10 protein-coding genes are annotated in these 13035 nt (G+C 60.8%); 3 read left to right on the top strand and 7 right to left on the bottom strand.

The genetic code is table 11. The features are described from left to right. The 4 genes from ACTJK7_RS22385 to ACTJK7_RS22370 all read right to left on the bottom strand — a co-directional run. On the bottom strand, window positions 1–272 hold a 272-nt coding region (locus tag ACTJK7_RS22385; RefSeq protein WP_440819232.1), incomplete at its 3' end, for a hypothetical protein. 226 nt (window positions 273–498) lie between these two features. Beyond that, window positions 499–1845: an ATP-binding protein gene (locus tag ACTJK7_RS22380; RefSeq protein WP_041475405.1), complete on the bottom strand. Its 1347-nt coding sequence runs from the start codon at window positions 1843–1845 to the stop codon at window positions 499–501. Next, window positions 1842–2519: a response regulator transcription factor gene (locus ACTJK7_RS22375; RefSeq protein ID WP_011335499.1), complete on the bottom strand. Its 678-nt coding sequence runs from the start codon at window positions 2517–2519 to the stop codon at window positions 1842–1844. The genes ACTJK7_RS22380 and ACTJK7_RS22375 overlap by 4 nt, the downstream gene beginning before the upstream one ends. An 88-nt stretch (window positions 2520–2607) precedes the next feature. Beyond that, complete coding sequence (locus ACTJK7_RS22370) at window positions 2608–3213, bottom strand: hypothetical protein (RefSeq protein ID WP_064598671.1); 606 nt, start codon at window positions 3211–3213, stop codon at window positions 2608–2610. Window positions 3214–3354: 141 nt separating this feature from the next. Here ACTJK7_RS22370 and ACTJK7_RS22365 point away from each other — a divergent pair, with 141 nt between their 5' ends. After that, on the top strand, window positions 3355–4146 hold the full coding sequence (locus ACTJK7_RS22365) for a dienelactone hydrolase family protein (RefSeq protein WP_064383580.1): 792 nt from the start codon (window positions 3355–3357) through the stop codon (window positions 4144–4146). Window positions 4147–4313: 167 nt separating this feature from the next. Further along, the gene (locus ACTJK7_RS22360; RefSeq protein WP_323151655.1) at window positions 4314–5039 is read left to right on the top strand and encodes a 4'-phosphopantetheinyl transferase family protein; all 726 of its coding nucleotides are present in this window, start codon (window positions 4314–4316) and stop codon (window positions 5037–5039) included. A 6-nt stretch (window positions 5040–5045) separates the two neighbouring features. Here the strand turns inward: ACTJK7_RS22360 and ACTJK7_RS22355 are convergent, their stop codons facing one another. Together ACTJK7_RS22355 and ACTJK7_RS22350 are read right to left on the bottom strand one after the other, a co-directional pair. After that, complete coding sequence (locus tag ACTJK7_RS22355; protein ID WP_323151652.1) at window positions 5046–6656, bottom strand: ATP-binding protein; 1611 nt, start codon at window positions 6654–6656, stop codon at window positions 5046–5048. Further along, a complete protein-coding gene (locus ACTJK7_RS22350) occupies window positions 6653–7375 on the bottom strand; it encodes a response regulator (protein ID WP_440779782.1) in 723 nt (240 codons plus the stop codon). Before ACTJK7_RS22350 ends, ACTJK7_RS22355 begins: the two co-directional genes overlap by 4 nt. Before the next feature lie 736 nt (window positions 7376–8111). Between ACTJK7_RS22350 and ACTJK7_RS22345 the strand changes: the two genes are divergently transcribed. Then, on the top strand, window positions 8112–11006 hold the full coding sequence (locus ACTJK7_RS22345; RefSeq protein WP_085654893.1) for a ribonucleoside-diphosphate reductase subunit alpha: 2895 nt from the start codon (window positions 8112–8114) through the stop codon (window positions 11004–11006). Between the two features lie 692 nt (window positions 11007–11698). Here the strand turns inward: ACTJK7_RS22345 and flgE are convergent. Further along, window positions 11699–13012, bottom strand: a complete 1314-nt coding sequence (flgE, locus tag ACTJK7_RS22340) for a flagellar hook protein FlgE (protein WP_064383586.1) — start codon at window positions 13010–13012, stop codon at window positions 11699–11701. Between the last annotated feature and the right edge of the window lie 23 nt (window positions 13013–13035).

Below are 13035 nucleotides of genomic sequence, written 5' to 3'. Positions count from 1 at the left end.
GCGACGAACAAGGTAGCGCGCTGGGTCAGTTCGGCATCCTGGGTAACGGTTTGCTGATCGACCACGAGGTTGTTGAGCAACAGCTCAACCTTGTCGGCCAGACTTTTGTTCGACCAGACCGGGATCTGCACTTTCATGCCCAGAGTAGGAAAGTTGAGCAGTGCGGCGGCGCGGTTGATGGCCCATTCTCCGTTCGGCAGCTGCTTGGCGCCGGGAAGGTCTGGGTCGAGCAGTGCGAGCGTGCCGATGGCTTTTTTCGGTTGGACGAGCATGGCGAGAACTCCTGCCGAAGGGTGTGGGCGATGGAGTGATTGAGCGATCAGACGGATGCTTTGGCTACTGTCAGATGTGACAGGTGGGAGAGGATTTTCGACCGACGGTCTCGATCCCATGATGGACAAAAACAGAGTGTTGGAAATGCGCGGAATGAACCACTGTCAGATCTGACAGTGGCGATGAATGGCCATAACCCAGGCGCCGCCTGAAAGAGACTCGGCTTCACACAGCCGGGAAATGAATCCTGAACGCCGCCCCACCCATCGGTGAATCCCCCAGCGTCAATTTCGCGCTGTAGCTCTCGATGATGTCCTTGACCACCGCCAGCCCGATGCCCTGCCCCGGATGCTGGCGGTCCAGGCGTTCGCCGCGTTCGAGAATCCGTGCGCGCTGATCCGGTGGTACGCCGGGGCCGTCGTCTTCGATGCACAGTTCGATTCCGTCCAGACTTTCGCGCACGCTGATGCGCACTTCGCCCAGGCACAGGCGATAGGCGTTTTCCAGCAGGTTGCCCATCATTTCCAGCAAGGCGCCCTGCTCGATCGGCACGTAACAGTGCTCCGGCAGATCGAAGGCGACACGCACGTGCTTGTCGCGGTAGACCTTGTCCAGCGTGTCGCACAGGCTTTGCAGCACCGGGCGCAGGCGCACCTGATGGCGCACCAGACCGCTTTTGCGCAGGCTGGCGCGTTGCAACTGGTAGCCGATCTGCTGGCTCATGCGTTCGATCTGGGTTTGCAGCACCCAGGCCTGATCGCGGTCTTCGGGGCGCTGGGCCATGTCTTCGCTGACGCCTTGCAACACCGCCAGCGGGGTTTTCAGGCTGTGGGCCAGATCGTCGAGGGAGTCGCGGTAACGGCTGCGCTGCTGGCGTTCGCTGTGCAGCAGGCGGTTGAGCGAACCGGTCAGGCGCAGCAATTCGCGCGGGTGTTGTTCGCTGAGGCTTTCGAGGGTTCCGCCTTCGATTTCGTCGAGTTCCTGACTGAGCCGGCGCAAGGCTTTCAGACCCCAGGTCAGGCCGATCCACAGCAGTGCGAGCAGCACCAGCAACGCCGCACCGAACCCGAGGTAGAGGTTTTCTCGCAGGCCTTCGAGGGTGGTTTCGTATTCGCGCACCGGTTGCAGGGCCACGATGCTGAAGGCCGCGCTCTTGCCGCCGAGCAGTTTGACTTCAACGTCGTAGACGAAGAATTCCTGACCGTTGGCTTCACGGATTCGCGCGAACTCGTTGCCGAGGCCGTCGTAGCGCGGCGTGTAGTTGATCTTCTCTTCCTGGGTGCCCTTCGAGCGCCAGACCAAGTGCCCTTCGCGGTCATAGATGTAGCCGAGCAGGCGATTGTCCGTGAGGTTGAAGCGCTCGTCGGGCAACTGTGCCGGCATCATCAAGCGGTTGTTTTCAACCCGTGCGGCGGAGATCAGCGTGGTGACATCGGACGCCAGCCGCTGCTCGATCGAGTCCTGCAGCGCCAGGCTGAACGCGCCCTGCATCGCCGGGAGCAACGCGAGCATGAACAACACCGCCAGAGTGGTGGCGGCGAGCATCAGGCGGACGCGAAGGGAACGGATCAAGTGCAACGCTCATTGAACAGGTAACCGAGGCCGCGCACGGTGTCGATCGGCTTGAACCCGGCCGGGCCTTCGAGCTTGCGGCGCAGACGGCCGACCAGCACTTCGATCACGTTCGGATCGCGCTCGTCGTCATCCGGGTACAGCTGCTCCATCAGCCGATCCTTGGGCACCACTTGCTGGTGATGACGCATGAGGTATTCGAGAATCCGGTATTCGTAGGCGGTCAGCGCCAGCGGTTGCTCGTCGAGGGTCGCCTGCTTGCGATTGAGGTCGAGCAACAGCGGGCCGGCGACAATGGTCGACTGGGTGAAACCGCTGGAGCGGCGCAGCAAGGCATTGAGTCGCGCTTCAAGTTCTTCGAACTGGAACGGCTTGACCAGATAATCGTCAGCCCCGGCTGCCAGACCTTCGACCTTGTCTTGCCAGTTGCCGCGCGCGGTGAGGATCAGGATCGGAAACGTCTTGCCGCCCGAGCGCAGTTGGCGGATCAGGTCGAGGCCACTCATGCCCGGCAAGCCAAGGTCGATCACCGCCAGGTCAAAGTTGAATTGCCCGGTCTGGTACAACGCCTCTTCGGCATTGGCCACGGACTCGACCACGTGACCGCTCTCCGTCAGGCGGGTTTGCAGGTGATGGCGCAACAGCGCTTCATCTTCGACGACCAACAGTTTCATGACGCTCTCCCGGGTAAATCGACAACTCCAAAGGCTTTCGCCTCACATGGCTGCGCCGGGTCNCCGGCGCGGGCCTGACACCAATCGCTTAGAAAGCGTAGTTGGCCGACAGGTAAGTCTGGGCGCTGCTGGTCAAGTCCAGCGAGCCTTGCTTGCTGCCGCCGCTCTCTTTCATCTCGGTGCTCGCGTTGCTGCGCAGGTAACGGTAACCGAGTTCGACCGAGGTGTTCTGCGAGACTTGCTGCAGCACACCGAACTGACCGCCGACTGCGTAACCGATGTCGCTGTCGCGGCTGTAGCCCGGCGAATCCTGGGTCAACTTGGTCAGACCGGCCGTGGCACCGCCGAACAACTTGGTGCTGCCGCCCACCGGGTAGAACAAATCGTAGCTGCCCAGCAGGTTTTCCTGGCGCAGTTTAATGCCATTGTGCGAGCCCGACACGTTGTCGTAGGTGGCGTAGTAGCGACCCTGGCTGTTTTGCTGACCCAGGCGCAGGCCGTAGGTGTTGTTGCCGTCGATGGCCGCAGTGGCGTCCGGGTGGCCGAGGTTGTCGTTCAGGGCGTTGGATTTTTTGATCTTGTCGCTGGTCTGGCCAAAAGTCAGGCCGGCGAAGTTGCTGGTGGTGTCGGCATGGGCCGCGATACTGGCGCTCATTACGGTAAAAGCCAGCAGCAGTTTATTTAAACGAGTCATGGAGTTTCCTCTTTCACAGTGCTGTTTGGTATGGCGCAAGGTTACTGCCCCTCCCCTGTACCGCCCCTGAACGCTCTCTGAACCTGGCCTGAATGAAATGAACTAGTCTGTTTTGACCCTTTATTGTCAGGAGACCCGATCATGCGCCTGCTTCTAACCCTCGCCCTCCTTGTCTTCAGCGGCCTCAGCCAGGCTGCGATCAAGACCGAGGAAATCCCCTATCAGAGTGCTGACGGCACCAAGCTGATCGGTTACTACGCCTACGACGACGCGATCAAGGGCCCGCGCCCCGGCGTGGTGGTGGTGCATGAATGGTGGGGACTGAACGATTACGCCAAGCGTCGCGCCCGGGATCTCGCCGGGCTCGGCTACAGCGCGCTGGCCATCGACATGTACGGTGAAGGCAAGAACACCGAGCACCCGAAAGACGCGATGGCCTTCATGCAAGCCGCCACGCAGAACGCCGATGCAGCGAGCAAGCGCTTTCAGGCCGGGCTGGATCTGTTGAAGAAACAGCCGCAGACCGACAAGGATAAAATCGCCGCCATCGGTTACTGCTTCGGCGGTGGCGTGGTGCTGAATGCGGCGCGTCAGGGTGTGCCACTGGCCGGCGTGGTGAGTTTCCACGGTGCGCTGGCCACCAAGACCCCGGCTGCGCCGGGCAGCGTGAAGGCGAAAATTCTCGTCGAACACGGCGCGCTGGACAGCATGGTCACCCCGGACAACGTCGCGGCGTTCAAGTCGGAAATGGACAAGGCCGGCGCCGACTATCAATTCGTCAGCCTCGACGGTGCCAAGCACGGCTTCAGCAATCCTGACGCGGATCGCCTGAGCCACGGCGACCACGGTGGCCCGGATATCGGCTACAACAAGGCTGCCGATGAAAAATCCTGGTCGGACATGCAGGCGTTCTTCAAGAAAATCTTTGGCTGAACCCCTGTTGCTGATCGTTCCCATGCTCCGCGTGGGAATGCATACAGTGACGCTCTGCGTCACACGGCGAAGGGACGCGGAGCGTCCCGGGCTGAATTCCCACGCAGAGCGTGGGAACGATCATGTCGGCACTATCCAGCCTGAAGACAACCCGGCAAAATGCCGACATGACTGCCAGCCCTTTCCTCCCCGCCTGCTGCACCCCGCTCGATGCCCATTGGCCGCTGCCGAAGGTATTGCCTGACACCGTGCTGTTGAGCACCCATTTCGACCCGTCGCAGCTGCTCGGCGATGACTTCCGCCGCAGCGCCATCGAGCCACCACCGAGCATTCAGCGTTCAGTGGCCAAGCGTCAGGCGGAATTTCTTGCCGGGCGGATTTGTGCACGGGCGGCGTTGCAGCAGCTGGAAGGCTCGAGCATTGTTCCGGCGATCGGCGAGGATCGCGCGCCCATTTGGCCGGCACACATCTGCGGCTCGATCACCCACAGCACCGGCCGCGCGGCGGCGATTGTCGCCAACAGACAGCACTGGCGCGGGCTGGGCATGGATCTGGAAAACCTGCTCAACGCCGAACGCGCCGAACGACTGGCCGGAGAGATCCTGACCCCACCGGAAATGCAGCGCATGGCCGCCGGCTCCCGGGATCAGATCGCGTTGTGGGTGACCCTGACCTTTTCGGTGAAAGAAAGCCTGTTCAAGGCGCTGTACCCGATCGTGCAGCAGCGCTTCTACTTCGAACACGCCGAAGTGCTGGAATGGAATGAACAGGGTCAGGTGCGGCTGCGGCTGCTGACGGATCTGTCCAGTGAATGGCGCAACGGCACGGAACTGGACGCTCAGTTCAGTGTGCAGGACGGGCAGTTGCTGAGTCTGGTCAGCATCCCTGCCTGAAGTTTTTTAGCGCCGCTCCTGATTCCTCGGCCAACTCAGACTGAAACACGCGCCGCCCAGACTTTTGCTCTTGCCGATCAGCGCCCGGCCGTCGTGCCAGTGGATGATCCGCCGCACGATCGACAGGCCCAGCCCGTGTCCGCCGGACGCCCGGGTGCGACTGTCGTCCAGGCGCAGGAACGGCGTGAAGATTTTCTCCCAGGCGGTTTCCGGCACACCGGGGCCGTCGTCCTCGACATCCACCCGGCAACGCATCTGCCCGACCTGATAACTGACCGTGACCTTCGAACGCGCATGGCGCATGGCGTTGCCCACCAGATTCTGCAAGGCGCGGTGCAGGTAACGCGGCTCGGCCTCGACCCACGCGTCATCGCAATCCGCCGCCGACAGGCACAGACCGCGTTGCACCGTGACTTCGGCACGCAGAGGCGCCAGCTCTTCGATCACCTGATTGACCAGCGCATCCAGATCGATGCGCTGGAAGGTCAGCGCCGGTGAGCCCTGCTCCAGCCGGGCGTACGTGAGCATTTCGTCGACCAGCTTGTCGAGGTCCTCGATGTCGTGGTCCATGCCCTCGCGGTATTTTTCCAGCGCCTGCGGGGTGGTGGCCGAGCCGATCATCTCCAGCCCGAAACGCAGGCGCGCCACCGGCGTGCGCAGTTCGTGGGACACCGCGCGCACCAGTTCACGCTGAATGGCGAGCAACTGCTGCAAGTGCTCGGCCATGCCGTTGAACGCTGCCGCCAGCTTGCCCACCGAGTCGGCACCGCGGGCCGGCACCCGGGTTTCCAGGCTGCCTTTGGCGATGCGCGTGGCAGCCGCTTCGAGCCCGCGCAAACGCCGTTCGAGCTGGCGCACCAATAAATAGACGATCAGGCCGATCAGGGTCAGGCCAAGTGCGGCAATCAGCACCAGCCATTCCGGCGGGTACGGGTTCATCTGATACAGCGGCCCGATTTCCAGTACCCACGGCGTGCCGACCATCCCGGCGAACACCCGGATCGAATCGCCGCCCTTGCCCAGCGCCATCACCGTATCGCCTTCGGATACCCGACGGCTCTGGTCTTCGTCCATGTCCGCGTCGCTGACGGTGACCAGCCGCAAATCAAAGCCAAAGCCTTTTTCTTCCTTCAATTGCGCCAGGCGTTTGGGTTGCTCGCCCACCGGCACCCGCACCAGCTCATCGGCTAACAGGTAAATGGTCGCCCGGGCCAGTTGCTCGCTGATTTGCTGGACCTCGCCCACCAGCACGAGCTGCTCCTTGTCGCTGACCATCCGGTAGACCTTGGCCGCATGCGGCCCGGTCTGCTCCACCAGGGCCTGGCCGCGCTGCACGCGAGTGCGCTGGGTGAGGTCGAGATCGGTCTGAGCAAAGGTTTTCAATGCCAGCGGAATTCCGAGCAGCCGCTCCCACACCAGCAAGGCGCGATGGCGCTCGGTTTCGTTCATCGGTTGCAGGTTGTCGGCCATCAGCGAAAACGTGCCGTGGGCCAGACGCTCGCGGTATTGTTCGCTGCGCACCTGGTTGAGCAGGTGCAGCGCCAGCACGCCGAGTACCGCCACCAGAATCAGCGCCGCGCACATGCCGCCATAGATGCGCAGGAAGATCGAATTCACAGCGGCAGTTCTGCGCAGGCTTCCGGCACGAACAGGTAGCCTTTGCTGCGCACGGTCTTGATCAGGCGCGGGTGATCGGGGTCATCGCCGATCTTCGGGCGGATGCGCGAGATGCGCACATCGATCGAACGGTCCTGGCCGTCGTAGCCGATACCGCGCAACGCGGTGAATATTTCTTCCCGGGACAGGATGCGCCCGGCGTTGGACACCAGCAGCCAGAGCAGATCGAATTCGGCACTGGTCAGCTCGATACCGCTGTCGCTCAGCCAGGCTTCGCGCAAGGCGTTGTCCACCACCAGCGGGCCGAATTGCAGCCGACGCGGATTGCCTGCCGGCGCCTCCGGTGTGTCACTGCGTCGCAGCAACGCCTGGATGCGCGCCAGCAGCAGCCGTGGGCGCACCGGTTTGCAGACATAGTCGTCGGCGCCGAGGTCGAGGCCGAGGATGTGGTCAGCGTCATCGGTACGCGCGGTGAGCATCAGGATCGGCCCGTCGTAGCGGTCGCGCACCTTGCGACAGATGCTCAGGCCGTCTTCGCCGGGGAGCATCAGGTCGAGGATCACCAGATCCGGCTGCTCCTTGATGATCCGCGCCGCCGCCAGTGCACCGTTGCCTTCGATTTCCACGCGCAATCCGTTGGCTTGCAGGTATTCGCGGGTCAGTTCGGCCAGTCGCTGGTCGTCCTCGACTATCAATACCTGCCAGGCTTCTTGCTCCACGGGTGACCTCTGCTTGCCGATGCTGCCTATAAAGGAAGGATCCTCCCGTCTTTTTGTCATCTTTAAGGAGGATAAGAATGCGTGCGCATGGGCCGATTGTATAAACGGCGTACAGCCAGAACACAAGTCGGTAAATGCGTTCGGACAAGGCGGATTTTTGTGATAGGGTTCGCGCCCTTAAAAATCCGCTGAAGCGTTTTTCCCGACTGAAAAACAGTGACAAACGGTCTAGCTCAGCAGGTTAGCGGCCTACACGGGAATTCCTGGTTTCTTACACAATTTACGCACAGGTTTATCCACAGCTCGTACGTTGCAAGCCCCCTCGAAACGCATTATCTTGTAGCACGGCGCAAAGAGACCCCCTACATATAGGGTTTTCCGTTCTAGAGCCCAACCACATTTCAGACCTGAAACTCAAGTGCTTTATTGCCGGTTTCCGGTTGAACCAAGCAAGTTTTTCAAAGCCCAAACCGCACTTGCGGATGGCACCGTTTTTCAGGTTGGCAACGACCGGAACGGTACGGGTGTTGCAGTCGTTACTGTCACCCTGGAAGTAACCCGGCTCGAGCCTTGGCTCGCGGCCGAAAACTTCGGCAAGGATGCGGCGTCATTAGCCTTTTTCCTACTGATCCGAAGTTGTTATGCCCGACGCCCGTCGGTTGTAGTGCTTCGGACCAGAACGGTGAGCACCATGATGGTGCCCAAACAAACATAGAGAATGTGGAGATCCCCCCCCATGCAAACCGACACAACTCGCGAGAACCCGCAGGGCACCTTGCCGCAGGCCGCCGATTCGAATTCGGATCTGGCTGCCACCGCGCCTGGTCAACTGCGCGTGATCAAGCGTAATGGCACTGTCGTTCCTTACACCGATGACAAGATCACCGTCGCTATCACCAAAGCGTTTCTCGCAGTTGAGGGCGGCACCGCTGCCGCTTCGTCGCGAATCCACGACACCGTTGCCCGCCTGACCGAACAGGTCACCGCGACCTTCAAGCGTCGCATGCCATCGGGCGGCACCATCCACATCGAAGAAATCCAGGACCAGGTCGAACTGGCCCTGATGCGTGCCGGCGAGCAGAAAGTGGCTCGCGACTACGTGATCTACCGCGATGCCCGCTCCAAGGAACGCGCCACCCGCACCACCGCCGAAGCTCCGGTACAGGCGCACCCGTCGATCCGCATCACCCGCGCCGACGGCAGCCTCGCGCCGCTGGACATGGGCCGCCTGAACACCATCGTCACCGAAGCCTGCGAAGGTCTGGCCGAAGTCGACGGCGACCTGATCCAGCGTGAAACCCTGAAGAACCTGTACGACGGCGTGGCCCTGAACGACGTCAACACCGCTCTGGTAATGACCGCCCGTACCCTGGTCGAGCGCGAGCCGAACTACTCGTTCGTGACCGCCCGCCTGCTGATGGACACCCTGCGCGCCGAAGGCCTGGGCTTCCTGGGCGTGGCCGAGAGCGCCACTCACCACGAAATGGCCGACCTGTACGCCAAGGCACTGCCGGCCTACGTCGCCAAAGGTATCGAGTTCGAACTGCTGAACCCTGTGCTGGCTTCCTTCGACCTGGAAAAACTGGGCAAGGCGATCAACCACGAGCGCGACCAGCAATTCACCTACCTCGGCCTGCAGACCCTGTACGACCGTTACTTCATCCACAAGGATGGCGTGCGTTTCGAACTGCCGCAGATCTTCTTCATGCGCGTGGCCATGGGCCTGGCCATCGAAGAGAAGCAGAAAGAAGACCGTGCGATCGAGTTCTACAACCTGCTGTCCTCGTTCGACTACATGGCATCGACCCCGACCCTGTTCAACGCCGGTACCCTGCGTCCTCAACTGTCGAGCTGCTACCTGACCACCGTGCCGGATGACCTGTCGGGCATCTACCACGCGATCCACGACAACGCCATGCTGTCGAAATTCGCCGGTGGTCTGGGCAACGACTGGACCCCGGTTCGTGCGCTGGGTTCGTACATCAAGGGCACCAACGGCAAGTCGCAAGGCGTGGTTCCGTTCCTGAAAGTAGTGAACGACACCGCCGTCGCCGTTAACCAGGGTGGCAAGCGCAAAGGCGCTGTGTGTGCCTACCTGGAAACCTGGCACATGGACATCGAAGAGTTCATCGAGCTGCGCAAGAACACCGGTGATGACCGTCGTCGTACCCACGACATGAACACCGCCAACTGGATTCCTGACCTGTTCATGAAGCGCGTCTTCGATGACGGCAAGTGGACCCTGTTCTCGCCATCCGAAGTTCCGGACCTGCACGACCTGACCGGCAAGGCCTTCGAAGAGCGCTACGAGTACTACGAAGCCCTGACCGAATACCCGGGCAAGATCAAGCTGTTCAAGACCATCCAGGCCAAAGACCTGTGGCGCAAGATGCTGTCCATGCTGTTCGAAACCGGCCACCCATGGCTGACTTTCAAGGATCCGTGCAACCTGCGCAGCCCGCAGCAGCACGTCGGCGTTGTTCACAGCTCGAACCTGTGCACCGAGATCACCCTGAACACCAACAAGGACGAGATCGCGGTCTGCAACCTGGGCTCGATCAACCTGCCGAACCACATCGTCGACGGCAAGCTGGACACCGCCAAGCTCAAGCGCACCATCGACGTCGCCGTGCGCATGCTCGACAACGTGATCGACATCAACTACTACTCGGTACCGCAGGCGAAGAACTCCAACTTCCGCCACCGTCCGGTCGGTCTGGGCATCATGGGCTTCCAGGACGCGCTGTACCTGCAGCACATCCCTTACGGTTCCGACGCTGCCGTCGAGTTCGCCGACAAGTCGATGGAAGCGGTCAGCTACTACGCAATCCAGGCGTCCTGCGACCTGGCCGACGAGCGCGGCTCGTACGAGACCTTCAAGGGTTCGCTGTGGTCCAAAGGCGTACTGCCACTGGACTCGCAACAGATCCTGATCGAAGCACGTGGCCAGAAGTACATCGACGTCGACCTGACCGAGTCCCTGGACTGGGCACCGGTTCGCGCCCGTGTACAGAAAGGCATCCGTAACTCGAACATCATGGCCATCGCACCGACCGCGACCATCGCCAACATCACCGGCGTATCGCAGTCGATCGAACCGACCTACCAGAACCTCTACGTGAAATCGAACCTGTCGGGCGAATTCACCGTGATCAACCCGTACCTGGTTCGCGACCTGAAGGCTCGCGGTCTGTGGGATTCGGTCATGATCAACGACCTGAAGTACTACGACGGTTCGGTTCAGCAGATCGAGCGCATCCCGCAAGAACTCAAAGAGCTCTACGCGACCGCGTTCGAAGTGGACACCAAGTGGATCGTTGACGCCGCCAGCCGTCGTCAGAAGTGGATCGACCAGGCCCAGTCGCTGAACCTGTACATCGCTGGTGCATCGGGCAAGAAACTGGACGTGACCTACCGCATGGCCTGGTACCGTGGCCTGAAAACCACCTACTACCTCCGTGCCCTGGCCGCGACCAGCACCGAGAAGTCGACCATCAACACCGGCAAGCTGAACGCTGTATCCAGCGGCGGCAACCACGGCGACGACTCGGTCCTGGCAGCCCCTGCCGGCCCGGCTCCAGTGCCAAAGGCTTGCGCCATCGACGAGCCGGATTGCGAAGCTTGCCAATAAGCTGAGCTGAATCAGGCGTTGCGAAACGCCTGATCCGAGAAACCCCCGATAGACTTCTGGTTTGTCGGGGGTTTTCTTTTGCCCGCGCAAAAAGCAAAAGCAAAAGCCCCCTCACCCTAGCCCTCCCGAAACGTCGGACCGCCCAGAGGGAGAGGGAACTGACCGAGGTGTTTGGGGGAGGTACGCCGACGTGAAAGACCGAGCTGAACTCAAGCCTTAAAAAGCAAACATCCCGCGCCTGCCTTTGCCTTTGCCTTTGCCTTTGCCTTTGCCTTTGCCTTTGCCTTTGCCTTTGCCTTTGCCTTTGCCTCCACCACTCAACACGATGAGCGTTAGCTCGAGTACCGCTTTTGACATGCCGGCCCCATCGGAAGGCTGAGTGGAGGGATTTATCCGGGGGTGGGAGCGCAGCGACCGTGCGGCGCAGCCGCATGCATCGAGAGGAGGTGCAGCGAAGCAAACCGTAGGCGATGCCCCCGGATGAATCCCGTAACGAAGGAACACCGAGCCAAAGCGAGGTGCCGAACGCCGGGGCCCAGCGTTTTGGTTCCTTTTGGGCGTTTGCAAAAGGGACTCGCCGTAAGGGCGAAACCGCCAGCGGCAACACCCGCAGAAACGGATAAACACTCCAAACCGCAGCCAAAAAAAAGCCCCTCAAAAAGAGGGGCTCCCGTACAAAACCAAACCCAGAATCAGGTCATCTGAATAATGGTCTGCATAATGGTGCTCTGAGTCGAAATGGTCTTGGCATTCGCCTGATAGTTACTCTGCCCCTTGATCAGGTCCACCAGCTCATTGGTCAGGTTAACGTTGGACTCTTCCAGCGAGTTCGAAACAACCGAACCCAGCGTACCGGTTTCCGGTGCATCGTAGCCCGGGATACCCGAAGCGAAGGTTTCTTTCCAGCTGGTACCACCGATCGGCTGCAAGCCCTGCTCGTTGGTGAAGCTGGCCAGCGCAACCTGGCCGATAGCCTTGCTCTGGTTGTTGCTGAAGTTGGCGAACAGCGTACCGGTACCGTCGATCGTCAGGTTGGTGATCTGGCCAGTGGCATAACCATCCTGCGTCGGGATCGAACGCGCGGTGTCAGCGTTGTATTGAGTGGTCTTGGCCATCGAAATGGTAATGCCGGCCGGGTTAGCCGAAGCACCGTTGGCCGTCCACACACCGTTGGTGACAGTGCCCGGTACCCAGCCAGTGAGCTTCAGGTCGCTGCTGATCACGGCAGGCGGAGTGCTGACCTGAGTCAGCTTGCCAGTGGAGTCAAAGGTCATGGTCGACGCGACAGGCGCAGTGACTTTCGGATCGCTGCCGGTAGCATCCGGGTTGCGACCGTCCACCAGGGTGTAGACCTTCCAGGTGTTGGCGCCGGTCTTCACCATGTACTGATCCATGACATGGGAGTTGCCCTGGCTGTCATAGATCGGAGTGCTGAACGACTTGGTGTAGGTCGCGAGGTTGGTCGGGTCGAACTTGCCGGCCACTGCTGTGTCGTCGATCACCGGAGCCGTCGAGTTCAGATTGATGGTCGAAGTCACCAGCGAGGTAGACTTCGGCGCCAGGTTCGAGGTGTCGATCTTCAGATCGGTCAACACGCCGTTGATGATCTTGCCGTTGGAATCCACACCGTAGCCTTGCAGACGCGAGGTGTAGTCGGTGTTGGTAATGAAGCCGTCCTTGTCGACCTTGAACGTACCGGCACGGGTGTAGGAGATCGAACCGTTGTTGCTCAGGGTGAAGAAGCCCGAACCGTTGATCCCCATATCCAGCACGTTGCCGGTGTTGTTGATGTCGCCTTGGGTGAACTGCTGGGAAACGTTGGCCAGACGCACGCCGTTACCAATGACCTTGCTGCCGCTGCCCAGGCGAGTCGCCGAGTAGACGTCTTCGAATTCTGCACGGGACGATTTGAAACCGGCGGTCGCAACGTTGGCGATGTTGTTGCCGGTCACGTCCAGTTGCTTGTTGGCTGCATAGAGACCGCTAAGGCCGATATTGAAAGACATATTCCACTCCTTTGTGCCGGTTA

The organism is Pseudomonas sp. 22085 (genome assembly GCF_052045815.1).
Classification (GTDB): Bacteria; Pseudomonadota; Gammaproteobacteria; order Pseudomonadales; family Pseudomonadaceae; genus Aquipseudomonas; species Aquipseudomonas glycinae.
Note: the sequence above shows the minus strand (reverse complement) of the source record. Positions and strands in the feature narration are given on the sequence as shown.

Coding starts and splice junctions, on each gene's coding strand:
- ACTJK7_RS22375 (WP_011335499.1), bottom strand. CDS start 2,519: ATGAAACTGTTGGTCGTCGAAGATGAAGCGCTGTTGCGCCATCACCTG.
- ACTJK7_RS22370 (WP_064598671.1), bottom strand. CDS start 3,213: ATGACTCGTTTAAATAAACTGCTGCTGGCTTTTACCGTAATGAGCGCC.
- ACTJK7_RS22365 (WP_064383580.1), top strand. CDS start 3,355: ATGCGCCTGCTTCTAACCCTCGCCCTCCTTGTCTTCAGCGGCCTCAGC.
- ACTJK7_RS22360 (WP_323151655.1), top strand. CDS start 4,314: ATGACTGCCAGCCCTTTCCTCCCCGCCTGCTGCACCCCGCTCGATGCC.
- ACTJK7_RS22345 (WP_085654893.1), top strand. CDS start 8,112: ATGCAAACCGACACAACTCGCGAGAACCCGCAGGGCACCTTGCCGCAG.
- flgE (WP_064383586.1), bottom strand. CDS start 13,012: ATGTCTTTCAATATCGGCCTTAGCGGTCTCTATGCAGCCAACAAGCAA.